Source organism: Agromyces sp. NPDC058484 (assembly GCF_042720415.1).
GTDB lineage: Bacteria > Actinomycetota > Actinomycetes > Actinomycetales > Microbacteriaceae > Agromyces.
This window is the reverse complement of sequence record NZ_JBHXMP010000002.1, coordinates 156,478-170,781: the sequence shown is the minus strand read 5'-3', so window position 1 is coordinate 170,781 and position 14,304 is coordinate 156,478. Positions and strand designations below refer to the sequence as shown.

The window sequence follows — 14,304 nt, the reverse complement described above, 5'->3', positions numbered from 1 at the left end:
TTGCCAGGAGGTCAGGCGTGCGCTGATGCCGCGGCGAACTCGGCGAGCTGCGCGGCCTGCTCGGGCGAGGCGAGCGCGCGGATGCGCGTGCCGTCTTCGACGTACCCGACCGAGAGCACGCGACCGGTCTCGTGGAGCAACGAGACCACGTCGCCGCGGTCGTACGGCACCAGCAGGTCGACTTCGACGGCGGGGTCGGGGAGCATGCGGGCGATCGCATCGAGCAGCTCGGGCACACCCTCGCCCGTTCGGGCGGACGCGAAGATCGCGCCAGGCTCGAGACCGCGCAGCACGAGCCGATCCTCGGGCGAGATGAGGTCGGCCTTGTTGAAGACGACGAGCTCGGGGATGTCGCGCGCGCCGACCTCGCCGACGACGTCGCGCACGGTGGCGATCTGCCCGGCAGGGTCGGGATGCGCGGCGTCGACGACGTGCACGATCAGATCGGACTCGCCGACCTCCTCGAGCGTGGAGCGGAACGCCTCCACGAGTTGGTGCGGGAGGTTGCGCACGAACCCGACGGTGTCGGCGATCGTGTAGACGCGGCCGTCGGCGGTCGTGTTGCGCCGCACCGTCGCGTCGAGGGTCGCGAAGAGGGCGTTCTCGACGAGCACGCCCGCACCCGTGATGCGGTTCAACAGGCTCGACTTGCCGGCGTTCGTGTAGCCGGCGATCGCGACCGACGGCACCGCGTTGCGTCGACGGTTCGCGCGCTTGGCTTCGCGAGCCGGCTTCATGCCCGCGATCTGCCGGCGCAGCTTCGCCATGCGCGAGTGGATGCGGCGGCGATCGAGTTCGATCTTCGTCTCACCCGGGCCACGCGAACCCATGCCCGCCCCGGCGCCGCCGACCTGGCCACCGGCCTGGCGGGACATCGACTCGCCCCAGCCGCGGAGCCGCGGGAGGAGGTACTCGAGCTGCGCGAGCTCGACCTGCGCCTTGCCCTCGCGGCTCTTCGCGTGCTGACTGAAGATGTCGAGGATGACCGCCGTGCGGTCGATGACCTTCACCTTCACCACGTCTTCGAGGGCGCGGCGCTGGCTGGGCGCGAGCTCGGTGTCGGCGATCACGGTGTCGGAGCCGAGGGCTGCGACGACGTGCCGGAGTTCTTCGGCCTTGCCGCTGCCGAGGTAGGTGCTCGGATCGGGATTCGGCCGGCGCTGCAGCAGGCCGTCGAGCACCCGGGCGCCCGCAGTCTCGGAGAGGGCGGCCAGCTCGCGCAGCGAGTTCTCGGCGTCGACCTGCGAGCCCTGCGAGTACACGCCGATCAGCACGACGTTCTCGAGGCGCAGCTGCCGGTACTCGACCTCGGTGACATCTTCGAGCTCCGTCGACAGGCCGCTCACCCGGCGGAGCGCCGCGCGCTCCTCACGGTCGTACTGCTCACCGTCGGTGGAGGACGGGACGGCGGCATCCGTCTCGTGCCGTTGGATCGCGGTGGCGTCACCGGCGCCGAATCGGGCCACGCCAGCCTTGGACTCGGCGCTGCGCAGCACCCGCTCGACAGCGTCGTCTGCAGTGCTCTGGTCGGCTTCGTTCATCGTCTCAACCCTACTTCTCTTCGCGTGCGATAGCTTTCCTGCATGGGCTCCGACCACTACTTCTCCTCCTCGCCTCGGAGCGACTCCAGCACCCGCACCATCCGTGTCCGACTCGCCGGCCGCGAGCTCGAACTCGTCACCGCGAGCGGCGTCTTCAGCCCCGAGCATCTCGACCAGGGCACTCGTGTCCTGCTGGATTCGGTGCCGCCGCCGCCACCGTCGGGCCACCTGCTCGATCTGGGGACCGGCTGGGGGCCGATCGCGCTCAGCCTCGCGCTGCAGTCACCGGATGCCACGGTGTGGGCCGTCGACGTGAACGAACGCGCCCTCGACCTCACGCGACGCAACGCCGCACGCCTCGGCATCGGCAATGTCAACGCCGTCGTGCCCGGCGATGTTCCCGACGGCGTGCGATTCGCCGCCATCTGGTCGAACCCGCCGATCCGCGTCGGCAAGCGGGAACTGCACGCCATGCTCGCGCACTGGCTCCCCCGCCTCGACGCTGATGCCTCCGCGTGCCTCGTCGTGGCAAAGCACCTCGGCGCCGAGTCGCTGCAGCGCTGGCTCGCCGATGAGCTCACCCTCGACGTCGACCGCGTCGCGAACTCGAAGGGATTCCGCGTGCTCTCCGCGCGCCGAGCGCCGGAACGAGGCTGATTAGGCGAGGCTCAGCACGCCGTCGAAGACGAGCTCCGCCGGGCCCGAGAGCACCACGCGTTCGCCGCGGCCGTCGTCGACGACGCGAACGCCGAGCACGCCGCCCGGGACCTGAACCCGCCAGTCGTTCGGTGCACCCGCGCCTGCCCAGTGCCGCACCGCGAGCGCTGAGGCGACCGCGCCGGTGCCGCACGAGAGCGTCTCGCCCGATCCGCGCTCGTGCACGCGCATGCGGATGCGGCCGACGCCGTCTTCGACGAGCGGCTCGGCGGGCACGACGAACTCGATGTTCGCGCCCGCCTCGGGCACGGGGTCGACGATCGGCTGGAACGCGAGGTCGAGGCCGTCGAGCTCCTCGTCGTCGGCGAGGGCGACGACGATGTGCGGGTTGCCCACGTCGATGCCGAGTCCGGGCCGGGCGACGGGCAGGCTCCTGGCGCGAACGAGCGGCTCGCCGCCGGCGAGCCGCCACGGGCCGAGATCGGCTTGGAACCCGCCGGCGCTTCGGCTCACGGTGCGCACGCCGGCACGCGTTCCGATCGCCATCGACTCCCCCGGGTGCAGATCGGCGAGACCCTGGTCGAGGAGGTACTTCGTGAAGACACGGATGCCGTTGCCGCACATCTCGGAGACGGTGCCGTCGGCGTTCCAATAGTCCATGAACCACGTCGCCTTCGGGTTCTCGGCGAGTGCGGAAGCCCCGTCGTCGAGGTTCGCGGAGCGCACGGCGCGGATGACGCCGTCTGCCCCGACCCCGAACCGTCGATCGCACACCGCAGCGATCTGCGTGGGCGTGAGCTCGCTGTCGCCCTCGGGGTCGCTGAAGAGCACGAAGTCGTTGCCGGTGCCCTGCCCCTTGGTGAATCGCAGATCGAAGGACATTCGTTCAGTCTAGGGCCGCCTGGCGGGCGAGCTCCGCGCCGCGGGCGGCTGCATCGTCGGCGTCGATCGTGGTGGCGGTGCGGTACCTCCCGAACCATCCGACCTGACGCCGCGCGTACGTGCGCGTGAGCTGCTGCGTCTCGGCGACGGCGTCGTGCCGCGGCATCCGGCCCTGCACCTCCGCGAGCGCCTGCGCGTAGCCGATGGCCTTGCGCGCGGTGACCCCGCGCTCCAACCCCAGCGGCACCAGGGACCGCACCTCGTCGACGAGGCCGGCCTCCCACATGCCCGCCGCGCGCGCGTCGAGGCGCTCGACGAGCCGGGCCCGCTCGCTCCGCAGGTGCACGACCCGGTGTTCACGCCACGGCACCGGCTCGTCGGGGAGTCGGGCGGCCTTCGGCTCGCCGGTCAGCTCGATGACCTCGAGGGCGCGGACGATCCGGCGACCGTTCCTCGCGTCGACGCTCGCTGCCGTGTCGGCGTCGATGGAGCGGAGTCGGGCGTGCAGGAGCCCGGGTCCGAGGTCGGCGAGCTCCGCCTCGAGGCGTGAACGGATCGCGGCATCCGTGCCCGGAAACCGGAAGTCGTGGATCACCGAGGAGACGTAGAGCCCCGAGCCGCCCACGAGGAGCGCGACACCCCCACGCGCGAGGATTCCGTCGATCGCCGCCCGAGCGTCGCGCTGGTAAGCGGCGGCGGATGCCTCTTCGGTGACGTCGAGCACGTCGAGGAGGTGGTGAGGCACGCCGCGCCGCGCCGTCGGCGCGAGCTTGGCCGTGCCGATGTCCATGCCTCGATAGAGCTGCATGGCATCGGCGTTCACGATCTCGGCGACCCTCCCGGCGCGCGCGATCGCCTCGGCGAGGTCGAGCGCGAACGCGGACTTGCCCGTGCCGGTCGCCCCGACGATCGCGATGAGCGTCACGTCAGCGCTGGGCGTCGCTCGGGTCGTAGATCGGCATCGTGCCGACACCGTGTGCGACGCGCGGCTCGGTGCCGCGCGCGCGGAGGGTGGGCAGTCCGAGCGAGACTCGACCGGCGACGGATACCCCGGGGTCGCCCGGCACGGCGCAGCTCTCGGCCTGGGCGCGATCCCACGCGTCGCCCGCACGGGTTCGGCGGATGACCAGCGGCGCGTCGCCGAGCGAATCGGCGAGCAGGTGGAAGGGCGCCGCCCGGGTGATCGTCACGGACACGAGATCGCCGGGCCGCGGCACCTCGGAACCCGCCGGCACCTCGAAGTGCACGAGCCGGCTGTCTTCTGCGCGCCCGCTCAGGCGGTGCGTCTCGGCGTCCTTCTTGCCCTCACCCGTGGAGACGAGCACTTCGACGGCGCGGCCGACGAGTTTCCGGTTCTCCTCCCACGAGATGCGCTCCTGCAGGTCGATGAGGCGGTCGTAGCGGTCCTGCACGACCTCCTTCGGCACCTGCTCGTCCATCGTCGCGGCGGGTGTGCCGGGACGGATCGAGTACTGGAACGTGAACGCCGAGGAGAATCGCGCCGCCTCGACGACGCGCAGGGTCTCGCGGAAGTCCTCCTCGGTCTCGCCGGGGAAGCCGACGATGATGTCGGTGGAGATCGCCGCGTTCGGGATCTTCGCGCGGACGCGGTCGAGGATGCCGAGGAACCTCTCGGAGCGGTAGGAGCGGCGCATCGCCTTGAGGATGCGATCGGAGCCCGATTGCAGCGGCATGTGCAGCTGCGGCATGACGGCGGGGGTCTCGGCCATCGCGTCGATGACGTCGTCGGTGAACGCGGCGGGATGCGGACTGGTGAAGCGGATGCGCTCGAGCCCGTCGATCTCGCCTGCAGCCCGGAGCAGCTTGCCGAACGCCTGCCGATCGCCGAACTCGACTCCGTAGGAGTTGACGTTCTGGCCGAGAAGCGTGACCTCGACGGCACCGTCGTCGACGAGCGCCTTGATCTCAGCGAGGATGTCGCCGGGCCGACGGTCCTTCTCCTTGCCGCGAAGCGCGGGCACGATGCAGAACGTGCAGGTGTTGTTGCAGCCCACCGAGATGGACACCCACCCGCTGTGGGTCGAGTCGCGCTTGGTCGGGAGCGTCGAGGGGAAGACCTCGAGTGCGTCGAGGATCTCGAGCTGCGCCTCGTCGTTGTGGCGTGCGCGTTCGAGCAGACTCGGCAGCGACCCCATGTTGTGGGTGCCGAACACGACGTCGACCCAGGGCGCTTTCTCGAGGATGACGTTCTTGTCCTTCTGGGCGAGGCACCCGCCGACGGCGATCTGCATGCCGGCGTGGCGGCGTTTCACCCCGGCGAGGTGGCCGAGGTTGCCGTAGAGCTTGTTGTCGGCGTTCTCACGCACCGCGCAGGTGTTGATGACGACGATGTCGGGCTCGGCGCCGTCGGCCGGCACATAGCCGGCAGCCTCGAGCGAGCCGCTCAGACGCTCGGAGTCGTGCACGTTCATCTGGCACCCGAAGGTGCGGACCTCGTAGGTCCGCGGCGCGGGAGCCGTGGCATTGGCCTCTGCAGACGAGACCTCGTGGAGGGTGCTCATGATCGCACCAGTTTACGAGCCCTCGATGGGCAACGCCGCCGCCACCGCCTCACGCACCACGTCGCCGGGATAGCCGCGCCGCTGCAGGAACGCCGAGAGCCGACGCTCGGCAGTCAGCCGGTCGAGCCCGACGAGCTGCCGCGCCCGGCGTTCGGCGACATCCAGCGCGTTGCTGCGCTCGACCGCGGGATCGAGCTCCTCGATCGCTGCGCGGGCAGCGGAGTCGTCGACTCCGCGTCGCACGAGCTCCTGCAGGATGGCGCCGCTTCCGCGGCCGCGCCGGGAGCCGTTCACGTGCACGAGCTGTTCGGCGAGACGCGCGTCGTCGAGGTAGCCGAGCCGTTCGTACCGCTCGATCCACTCGTCGACCTCGGTCTCGTCGAGGCCGTGCTCAGTGAGCACCGAACGCACCTCCGCGATCGAGAGCGCGGAACGCCGAAGGCGGGAGACGACGAGCCGGTCGATGCGTTCGTCGCGCTCGGATCCCGTCTCGTCGGCGCTCCCATCGCCGATGACGGCGAGCCGGCCACGACGACGTGATCTGCCGGGTACGTTGCCTTCGGCGCCCGGTTTCACCCACGGAAGGTAGGAGACCGGGGCGAGGTGCTCCGATGCGTTGCCCATATCGCTCCCCTCCCCGGTCTCACCCAGCACGCGGTCAGGCGCCCTTGCGGCCCAGCTTGCCTTCGATCGACTCGACGTTCGACGGCACCGGAGCGGCACCCGCCTTGCCGATGCCGAGCTTGACGAGGATCTTCTGCTCGATGTCGGCGGCGATGTCGGGGTTCTGGAGCAGGAAGTTTCGAGCGTTCTCTTTGCCCTGCCCCAGCTGGTCGCCGTCGTAGGTGTACCAGGCGCCCGACTTCTTCACGATGCCCTGGTCGACGCCGTAGTCGATGAGGCTGCCCTCGCGCGAGATGCCGACGCCGTAGAGGATGTCGAACTCGGCCTGCTTGAACGGCGGGGCCATCTTGTTCTTCACGACCTTGACGCGCGTGCGGTTGCCGACCGCGTCGGTGCCGTCTTTCAGCGTCTCGATACGGCGGATGTCGAGTCGCACCGAGGCGTAGAACTTCAGCGCCTTGCCGCCTGCGGTGGTCTCGGGGCTGCCGAAGAAGACACCGATCTTCTCACGCAACTGGTTGATGAAGATCATCGTGGTGTTCGTCTGGTTCAGGCCGCCCGTGAGCTTGCGCAGCGCCTGCGACATGAGGCGCGCCTGGAGACCCACGTGCGAGTCGCCCATCTCGCCCTCGATCTCGGCACGCGGCACGAGGGCGGCGACCGAGTCGATGACGATGAGGTCGATCGAACCGGAACGCACCAGCATGTCGGCGATCTCGAGCGCCTGTTCGCCCGTGTCGGGTTGCGAGACGAGCAGCGAGTCGATGTCGACGCCGAGCTTCTTCGCGTAGTCGGGGTCGAGGGCGTGCTCGGCGTCGACGAATGCGGCGATGCCCCCCGCCCGTTGCGCGTTGGCGATGGCGTGCAGGGTGAGCGTGGTCTTTCCGGAGGACTCGGGACCGTAGATCTCGATGATGCGGCCGCGCGGGAGGCCGCCGACGCCGAGTGCGACATCGAGTGCGATGGACCCGGTGGGGATGACCTCGACGGGAGCGCGCTCCTCACTGCCGAGGCGCATGACCGACCCCTTGCCGAACTGGCGATCGATCTGGGCGAGTGCGGTCTCGAGTGCTTTCTCGCGGTCTGCAGGTGATGGCATGTGCTGGGCTCCCTTGTGCTCGATGCTGCTGCCTCTAGGCTGTCGTTCCACGTTGCGGGCCGTGACCCGCGGCGTCTCCGACAAGGCGGTTGCGGTGTGTTCCGACGCTTCGACCGTATGGCCGCCCACCGACATCCGTCGCTCTGAGAGCGGGAATGGGGACAGGTGCGCCGTTCCTCCTGCTGTTGAGGACGAGCCTAGCCGAGCATCCGAACGCATGTTCGAAGACACGCCCGCGCGGCGGAGACGTCTTCGGCGCGAACGACGGGCGCCTCGACTGCGCCGGAACAACCCGCAGGGCGCTCAGGCCCGGGCGGAACGACCGCCCGGCTCCCTCCGGCCGACGCCGTGCCGGCGTGCGGGCGGGACATCCGTCGCCTCGCAGAGCGCGAGCCACACTTCGCGGGGGGCGACACCCGCGGCCAACGCCTCCCGTGCCGTGCGGCCGCCGACGGCCGCGAGCACGAGGTCGTTCACCACCACGCCCCCGTAGCCTCGCCCGAACTCCTCGTCGACCGCGATCTGGAACTCGCTCAGCTTCATGGATCGTCTCCCGGACATGGCATCGGCCGGTCCGAAGACCGGCCGATGGGCTGCGATGATCTGGATCAGCGGACCATCATGTCCGCATCGAACTCCGCCACGAGCTCGTCGGGCAGGCTGTCGGGAACGACCGACAGTCCTTCGATGACCGCGATGCGGTCGCCGACCTCGTGCATGATGACGGAGATGGGAGTGTCGAGCGCGTCGGCGACCGACGCGAGGATCTCGGATGAGGCCTCTTTCTGGCCGCGCTCCACCTCGCTCAGGTACCCGAGCGCGACGCTCGCCTTGGACGCGACCTGACGGAGGGTGCGGCCCTTCTGCAGGCGGAAGTCCCTCAGCACGTCGCCGATCTCCTGTCGAACAAGAACCATCGGGGAACCTCCTTCTCTGCCTGCGACTCCGCCGGAATCGGAAACGGGAGCGTCAGTCTACCTGACTCTCTGTGCTTCCGAATCTAGCCTGGCACACTGTGGCTTTCGTGTGAACTCGACACGTGTAACAGGGTGCTCACGAAACCTATTCCATGGTCGGGGCGAGTCTTGCGAGCACCGCGTCGACCGCCGCTCGCACCGTCGACGAACGGATCCGATGGCGGTCGCCCGAGAGCTCCAAGGAGATCGAGACCACCTCGTTCCCCGTCGCCACGCCGACGAAGACCGTGCCGGGCGCCTGGCCGTCCTGGCCGTCGGGGCCGGCCACGCCAGTGGTCGCGAGGCCGACATCGGCCGGCCTGCCGCCGACTGCCAGTGCGCGGCGCACACCGTCGGCCATCTGCCGGGCGACCTCGGGATGCACGGCGCCCTCGCGTGCGAGCAGTCGGGCGTCGACGCCGAGGAGCGAGTGCTTCACCTCCGTGTCGTAGGCCACGATGCCGCCGCTCACCACGGCCGACGCGCCGGGAATCCGCGTGAGCTCCGCCATCACGAGGCCCCCCGTGAGGGACTCGGCGACGGCGATGCGCAGGCCGCGACGCGTGAGCTCGGCGATCAGCGTGGCGGTCGGGTCGTCGCCCGCGTGCGGCATCCGCTCGCCCTTGTCAGCGTCCATCGGGCGTGGCGCGCGCGAGCCGCACGGCGTCGCGCACGTACAGCAGGCCCGACCACAACGTGAGGAGGACCGCGACGGTCATCAGCACGCCGTTCACCCAGTGGATCCAAACGCCCAGCACCGTCCACAGCGGCACCAGCGCGAACGAGATGGCGACGGACTGCATCACCGTCTTCAGCTTTCCGCCGGATGACGCGGGCACGACGTTGCCGCGGCGCAGCTCGACGAGACGCCACACCGTGATCCCGACCTCGCGTACGACGATGATCGCCGTCACCCACCACGGCAGCTCACCGAGGATGGAGAGGCACACGAGTGCGCCGCTCGTGAGGAGCTTGTCGGCGATCGGGTCGAGGATCTTGCCGAGGTCGGTGACGAGTCCTCGCGAGCGCGCGATGTGCCCGTCGATGCCGTCGGTCGCGATGGCGACGATGAAGAGGGCGGCGGCCACCCAGCGGAGCCACCCGTCGGCGCCGCCGTCGGCGAGGAGCATCCAGAAGAACAGCGGTGCGATCAGGATGCGTGCGAGCGTGATCGCATTCGGGAGATTCCAGTTCGCCGATCGCGCGGGGCTTCCGGCGGAGGAGGTCATACGCCCAAGGATAGCGGTGACGGATGCCGCGCCCGCGGTTCACTCGCGACCCGTGAGCCCCCACGCGTCCTCGTCGGCGTCGCCTTCGACCACCGGGAGTCCGGCCGTCGCACGTGCGACGGCGTCGTCGTCGTAGCGGTCGTCGGGTGCCCGGTAGGGATCGACGGGCGGCGTTGCGGCCAGCACGCCCGGCGCCACCGCCTGAGCGTCGGCTGCATCGGCGGGCTCCTCGCCACGCAGGCGGGCCAGCACGCCCGGCAACTGCTCGGCCGTCACGAGCACGTCGCGGGCCTTGGACCCCTCGGACGGTCCGACGATCTCGCGGGACTCGAGGAGGTCCATGAGCCGGCCGGCCTTCGCGAAGCCCACGCGGAGCTTGCGCTGCAGCATCGAGGTCGAGCCGAACTGGGTCGAGACGACCAGCTCGGCTGCCGCGAGGAGCAACTCGAGGTCGTCGCCGATGTCGGAGTCGATCTCTTTGCGCTGGGCGGCGGCCGCGACATCCTGCCGGTACTCGGGGCGGGCCTGGCGAGTGACGTGGGTGACGACCTTCTCGATCTCGGCCTCGCTCACCCACGCCCCCTGCACGCGGATCGGCTTCGACGCGCCCATCGGCAGGAAGAGGCCGTCGCCCTGGCCGATGAGCTTGTCGGCACCCGGCTGGTCGAGGATGACCCGGGAGTCGGTGACGCTCGTGACCGCGAACGCGAGGCGCGACGGCACGTTCGCCTTGATCAGGCCGGTGACCACGTCGACCGACGGCCGCTGCGTCGCCAGCACCAGGTGGATGCCCGAGGCGCGCGCGAGCTGCGTGATGCGCACGATCGAGTCCTCGACGTCGCGCGGGGCCACCATCATGAGGTCGGCGAGCTCGTCGACGACGACCAGGAGGTAGGGGTACGGCTTGAGCTTGCGCTCGCTGCCGGCGGGCAGCACGATCTCGTCGTTCACGACCGCCGCGTTGAAGTCGTCGATGTGCCGGAAGCCGAACGACGCGAGGTCGTCGTAGCGCATGTCCATCTCCTTCACGACCCACTGCAGCGCCTCGGCTGCCTTCTTGGGGTTCGTGATGATGGGCGTGATGAGGTGCGGAACGCCCGCGTAGGGCGCGAGCTCGACGCGCTTCGGGTCGATGAGCACCATGCGCACGTCGGCCGGCTTCGCCCGCATGAGCAGCGACGTGATCATCGAGTTCACGAAGCTCGACTTGCCGGAACCCGTGGAGCCTGCGACGAGCAGGTGCGGCATCTTCGCGAGGTTCGCGACGACGTAGCCGCCCCCGACGTCTTTGCCGACGCCGATCGTCATCGGATGCTTCGCGTTGACGGCCGCGCCCGACCGGAGCACGTCGCCGAGCGTCACGATCTCGCGGTCGGCGTTCGGGATCTCGACGCCGATCGCGCTCTTGCCGGGGATCGGCGACAGGATGCGCACCTCGTTCGAGGCGACCGCGTACGCGAGGTTCTTCGAGAGCGCGGTGACCCGCTCGACCTTGACGCCGGGGCCGAGCTCGATCTCGTACTGCGTGACGGTCGGGCCGCGCGAGAACCCGGTGACCTTCGCGTCGACCTGGAACTGGTCGAGCACGCCGGTGATCTGGCGCACGACGTCGTCGTTCGCGGCGGAGCGCGCCTTCGCCGGCGCTCCCGCCGCGAGGGTCGACGCGGCCGGCAGGTGGTACGGGTGCACCGGTTCGGCGCCGTCCTGAGCCTGTTGAAGGGATGCCGCGGCGCCGGCGTCGCCCGCGAAGGCGGCGGCCGCGGCATCCGTCGGCCCCGACTCGCCGTCGCCCGGCGGGTCGAATACGGCCAGCACGTTCGTGGCGGCGCCGTCGTCGCCGCGGAGCCCGGTGCCGCCGCGCGGCACATCGCCCGTGAAGCGCTGCAGCGCCGACTCGGCGCGCTCGAGGTCGCCGATCACCCCGGATCCGTAGGCTCCGGCGCCGCCGGCGCCCTCGATCGGCGAGTCGAAGCCGCCCGCGGCCGAGCCGGGTCCGAACACCTCGGTGATCCCCTCGACCCCGCTCGCCTCGAACGCGGGATCCTCCTCGCGGTTGGATTCGTTGCGCCGCCACCACGGCAGCAGCCCGGTGCGCTCGGGCTCGTCGTCGCCGAGGTCGTCGACGCCGTCGAGCTCGGTCTGCGTCGCCCTGCGCTTCTGGCGGCGCGAGAGCTTGGGCGCGGCATCCGTCGCCTGGTCGTCAGCCGGCTCGGGGGTGCCGAAGAGCCACGCGTAGAGCTCGCGGAATCGCGACGGGACGCGGTTCGGCGGCGTCTTCGTGATGATGAGCAGCGCGAGCACGAGGAGCACGACCACGACGACCGCCGCGCCGACCTCGGTGACCAGGACGGTGAGGGGCTGGGCGAGCATCCAGCCGAGGATGCCGCCAGCGCGCGCGAGCACGGCCATGCCCTCGCGCGGCTCGGGCTGGCCGCCGAACAGGTGGCACAGCGCCGAGACCGTCAGCAGCAGGAGCCCGACGCCGATGCCGATGCGCGTGTTGTCGTGCACGGAACTCGGATGACGGAAGAGCCACACGGCGAAGATCAGCATCACGACGGGCAGTGCGAACGCGACCCGCCCGAAGAGGCCTCCGAACGTCCACGAGTCGAGCGCCTGCGCGATCGGATCGTTGATGAGGAACCACTCGACCACGGCGCCGATCACGGCGAGCACGACGATGAAGAACGGCAGGCCGTCGCGGCGCTCCTCCTTCTGGAGCGTCTCGGGGCCGAGCGCGCGGGCTGCGCCGCCCGTGAGGTGCGCGAGCCCCATCCAGGCGCGCGCGAGCAGGGGCGGGCGCTCGGATGCCGCGGACTTGCCCGCGCTGCCCGACCTTCGGACGCCGGCCCCGCCGCCGCGGCTGTTCGCCGCAGGCAGCTTCTTCGTGGGTGCCGTCTTGGAACTCGAGCCGCGCCCGGACGCGCCGGAGGCACGACCGTTCGACCTGGTGCTCGTAGCCATGCTCCCAACGTTACGGCCGACCGCCGACCCACGCCGGCAGGACGCGGCGAGTGTCCGCGATCGGGGGACGCCTCGGGCGGTGCGTCCCCGCCGCGCTACGCCTCGATGACGAGCGGCACGAGCATCGGGCGGCGACGCAGGCGCCGGTTCACCCAGGTGCCCACCGTGCGCCGCACGATCTGCTGCAGCCCGTGCTGGTCGCGCACGCCGTGCTGCGCCGCTTCGAGCAGCGCGGCGGAGATCTTCGGCTTGACGTCCTCGAACACGGCGTCGTCCTCCGCGAAGCCGCGGGCGTGGATCTCGGGCCCGACGATGATCCGGCCCGTTGAGGCATCCACGACGACGATGACCGAGATGAAGCCCTCCTCGCCGAGGATGCGGCGGTCCTTCAGGTCGGCGTCGGTGATCTCGCCGACCGTCGACCCGTCGACGTAGACGAAGCCCAGGTCGAGCTGGCCGGTGACACGCACCTCTCCGTCGCGCAGGTCGTAGACCGTGCCGTTCTCGCCGATGAACGTGTTCTGCTCGGCGATGCCGGTGGCCTGGGCGAGCTTCGCGTTCGCGAAGAGGTGCCGGTACTCGCCATGGATCGGCAGCACGTTGCGCGGCTTCAGGATGTTGTAGCAGTAGAGCAACTCGCCGGCCGCCGCATGGCCGGAGACGTGCACCTTCGCGTTGCCCTTGTGCACGACGTTCGCGCCGAGCTTCGTGAGCCCGTCGATCACGCGGTACACGGCGTTCTCGTTGCCCGGGATGAGGCTCGACGCGAGGATGACCGTGTCGCCCTCGCCGATCTCGATCTGGTGGTCGCGGTTGGCCATGCGGCTGAGCACGGCCATCGGCTCGCCCTGCGATCCCGTCGACATGTACACGATGCGATCGTCGGGGATGTCGCCGGCCTTCTTGTAGTCGACGAGCACGCCCTCGGGCACCTTGAGGTAGCCGAGCTGCTCGGCGATCGTCATGTTGCGCACCATGCTGCGGCCGAGGAGCGCGACGCGACGACCGTTCTGGTGGGCGGCGTCGAGCACCTGCTGCACGCGGTGCACATGGCTCGAGAAGCTCGCGACGATCACCCGTCGCGGGGCGCGCGCGATCACCTCGTCGAGCACGGGGCCGATCGACCGCTCGAGCGGCGTGAAGCCCGGGACATCCGCGTTGGTGGAATCGACCATGAAGAGGTCGACCCCCTCCTCGCCGAGTCGCGCGAACTCGCGGAGGTCGGTGAGGCGGCCGTCGAGCGGGAGCTGGTCCATCTTGAAGTCGCCCGTGGCGAGCACGGCGCCGGCGCGCGTCTTGATCGCCACGGCGAGCGCGTCGGGGATCGAATGGTTGACCGCGACGAACTCGAGGTCGAACGGGCCGATCTTCTCGCGCTGCCCCTCGTTGACCGTGAGGCTGTACGGCTGGATGCGATGCTCCTTGAGCTTGGCCTCCACGAGCGCGAGCGTGAGGGTCGAGCCGATCAGCGGGATGTCGGCGCGCAGGCGAAGGAGGTAGGGCACGGAGCCGATGTGGTCCTCGTGGCCGTGCGTGAGCACGACGCCGACGATGTCGTCGAGTCGCTCGCGCAGGAACCCGAAGTCGGGCAGGATCAGGTCGACGCCCGGCTGGTGCTCCTCGGGGAAGAGCACGCCGCAGTCGACGATGAGGATCTTGCCGTCGATCTCGAAGCTCGTCATGTTGCGCCCGACCTCGCCGAGACCGCCGATGGGGATGACGCGGAGGGTTCCGGGCTCGAGCGGGGCAGGATCGATGACGACGTCGGACATGGGTCTTCCTTACGTTGCGTGTTCAGTTCTCTGCGAGGCTCGTGCCCCGCGGATGCTG

General features: G+C 70.2%; 13 protein-coding genes. 1 reads left to right on the top strand and 12 read right to left on the bottom strand.

Annotation, left to right across the window (positions count from 1 at the left end):
* Nucleotides 1-11 precede the first annotated feature (11 nt).
* Complete coding sequence (gene hflX / locus ACFWN7_RS03315; protein WP_376937274.1) at nucleotides 12-1,541, bottom strand: GTPase HflX; 1,530 nt, start codon at nucleotides 1,539-1,541, stop codon at nucleotides 12-14.
* Between the two features lie 42 nt (nucleotides 1,542-1,583).
* On the opposite strand from hflX, the gene ACFWN7_RS03310 reads away from it, so the two are divergent.
* On the top strand, nucleotides 1,584-2,198 hold the full coding sequence (locus tag ACFWN7_RS03310; protein WP_376937273.1) for a class I SAM-dependent methyltransferase: 615 nt from the start codon (nucleotides 1,584-1,586) through the stop codon (nucleotides 2,196-2,198).
* Here ACFWN7_RS03310 and dapF read toward each other — a convergent pair whose 3' ends face one another.
* The 11 genes from dapF to ACFWN7_RS03255 all read right to left on the bottom strand — a co-directional run bounded on the left by dapF (nucleotide 2,199) and on the right by ACFWN7_RS03255 (nucleotide 14,246).
* Nucleotides 2,199-3,080 (bottom strand): diaminopimelate epimerase, encoded by an 882-nt coding sequence (dapF, locus tag ACFWN7_RS03305; protein ID WP_376937272.1) that lies wholly within the window; start codon nucleotides 3,078-3,080, stop codon nucleotides 2,199-2,201. It lies immediately after the preceding gene.
* 4 nt (nucleotides 3,081-3,084) lie between these two features.
* On the bottom strand, nucleotides 3,085-4,005 hold the full coding sequence (miaA, locus tag ACFWN7_RS03300; RefSeq protein WP_376937271.1) for a tRNA (adenosine(37)-N6)-dimethylallyltransferase MiaA: 921 nt from the start codon (nucleotides 4,003-4,005) through the stop codon (nucleotides 3,085-3,087).
* Nucleotide 4,006: 1 nt separating this feature from the next.
* Nucleotides 4,007-5,602 carry a tRNA (N6-isopentenyl adenosine(37)-C2)-methylthiotransferase MiaB gene (miaB, locus tag ACFWN7_RS03295; RefSeq protein ID WP_376937270.1) on the bottom strand — a complete coding sequence of 532 codons (1,596 nt, stop codon included), beginning with the start codon at nucleotides 5,600-5,602 and terminating at the stop codon, nucleotides 4,007-4,009.
* Between the two features lie 12 nt (nucleotides 5,603-5,614).
* Nucleotides 5,615-6,226: a regulatory protein RecX gene (locus tag ACFWN7_RS03290; protein WP_376937269.1), complete on the bottom strand. Its 612-nt coding sequence runs from the start codon at nucleotides 6,224-6,226 to the stop codon at nucleotides 5,615-5,617.
* Nucleotides 6,227-6,260: 34 nt separating this feature from the next.
* Nucleotides 6,261-7,325, bottom strand: coding sequence for a recombinase RecA (gene recA, locus ACFWN7_RS03285; RefSeq protein ID WP_376937268.1), 1,065 nt, complete (start codon nucleotides 7,323-7,325; stop codon nucleotides 6,261-6,263).
* Nucleotides 7,326-7,628: 303 nt separating this feature from the next.
* A complete protein-coding gene (locus ACFWN7_RS03280; RefSeq protein ID WP_376937267.1) occupies nucleotides 7,629-7,868 on the bottom strand; it encodes a DUF3046 domain-containing protein in 240 nt (79 codons plus the stop codon).
* A gap of 65 nt (nucleotides 7,869-7,933) precedes the next feature.
* Nucleotides 7,934-8,242, bottom strand: a complete 309-nt coding sequence (locus ACFWN7_RS03275) for a helix-turn-helix transcriptional regulator (RefSeq protein WP_344293510.1) — start codon at nucleotides 8,240-8,242, stop codon at nucleotides 7,934-7,936.
* Between the two features lie 145 nt (nucleotides 8,243-8,387).
* Nucleotides 8,388-8,918, bottom strand: a complete 531-nt coding sequence (locus tag ACFWN7_RS03270; protein ID WP_376937266.1) for a CinA family protein — start codon at nucleotides 8,916-8,918, stop codon at nucleotides 8,388-8,390.
* Nucleotides 8,908-9,510, bottom strand: coding sequence for a CDP-diacylglycerol--glycerol-3-phosphate 3-phosphatidyltransferase (gene pgsA, locus ACFWN7_RS03265; RefSeq protein ID WP_376937264.1), 603 nt, complete (start codon nucleotides 9,508-9,510; stop codon nucleotides 8,908-8,910). Before pgsA ends, ACFWN7_RS03270 begins: the two co-directional genes overlap by 11 nt.
* A gap of 39 nt (nucleotides 9,511-9,549) precedes the next feature.
* Nucleotides 9,550-12,474 carry a DNA translocase FtsK 4TM domain-containing protein gene (locus tag ACFWN7_RS03260; RefSeq protein ID WP_376937262.1) on the bottom strand — a complete coding sequence of 975 codons (2,925 nt, stop codon included), beginning with the start codon at nucleotides 12,472-12,474 and terminating at the stop codon, nucleotides 9,550-9,552.
* A 95-nt stretch (nucleotides 12,475-12,569) separates the two neighbouring features.
* Nucleotides 12,570-14,246 (bottom strand): ribonuclease J, encoded by a 1,677-nt coding sequence (locus tag ACFWN7_RS03255; protein ID WP_376937261.1) that lies wholly within the window; start codon nucleotides 14,244-14,246, stop codon nucleotides 12,570-12,572.
* Nucleotides 14,247-14,304 lie beyond the last annotated feature (58 nt).

Coding starts and splice junctions, on each gene's coding strand:
- hflX (WP_376937274.1), bottom strand. CDS start 1,541: ATGAACGAAGCCGACCAGAGCACTGCAGACGACGCTGTCGAGCGGGTG.
- ACFWN7_RS03310 (WP_376937273.1), top strand. CDS start 1,584: ATGGGCTCCGACCACTACTTCTCCTCCTCGCCTCGGAGCGACTCCAGC.
- dapF (WP_376937272.1), bottom strand. CDS start 3,080: ATGTCCTTCGATCTGCGATTCACCAAGGGGCAGGGCACCGGCAACGAC.
- miaB (WP_376937270.1), bottom strand. CDS start 5,602: ATGAGCACCCTCCACGAGGTCTCGTCTGCAGAGGCCAATGCCACGGCT.
- ACFWN7_RS03290 (WP_376937269.1), bottom strand. CDS start 6,226: ATGGGCAACGCATCGGAGCACCTCGCCCCGGTCTCCTACCTTCCGTGG.
- recA (WP_376937268.1), bottom strand. CDS start 7,325: ATGCCATCACCTGCAGACCGCGAGAAAGCACTCGAGACCGCACTCGCC.
- ACFWN7_RS03280 (WP_376937267.1), bottom strand. CDS start 7,868: ATGAAGCTGAGCGAGTTCCAGATCGCGGTCGACGAGGAGTTCGGGCGA.
- ACFWN7_RS03275 (WP_344293510.1), bottom strand. CDS start 8,242: ATGGTTCTTGTTCGACAGGAGATCGGCGACGTGCTGAGGGACTTCCGC.
- ACFWN7_RS03270 (WP_376937266.1), bottom strand. CDS start 8,918: ATGGACGCTGACAAGGGCGAGCGGATGCCGCACGCGGGCGACGACCCG.
- pgsA (WP_376937264.1), bottom strand. CDS start 9,510: ATGACCTCCTCCGCCGGAAGCCCCGCGCGATCGGCGAACTGGAATCTC.
- ACFWN7_RS03260 (WP_376937262.1), bottom strand. CDS start 12,474: ATGGCTACGAGCACCAGGTCGAACGGTCGTGCCTCCGGCGCGTCCGGG.
- ACFWN7_RS03255 (WP_376937261.1), bottom strand. CDS start 14,246: ATGTCCGACGTCGTCATCGATCCTGCCCCGCTCGAGCCCGGAACCCTC.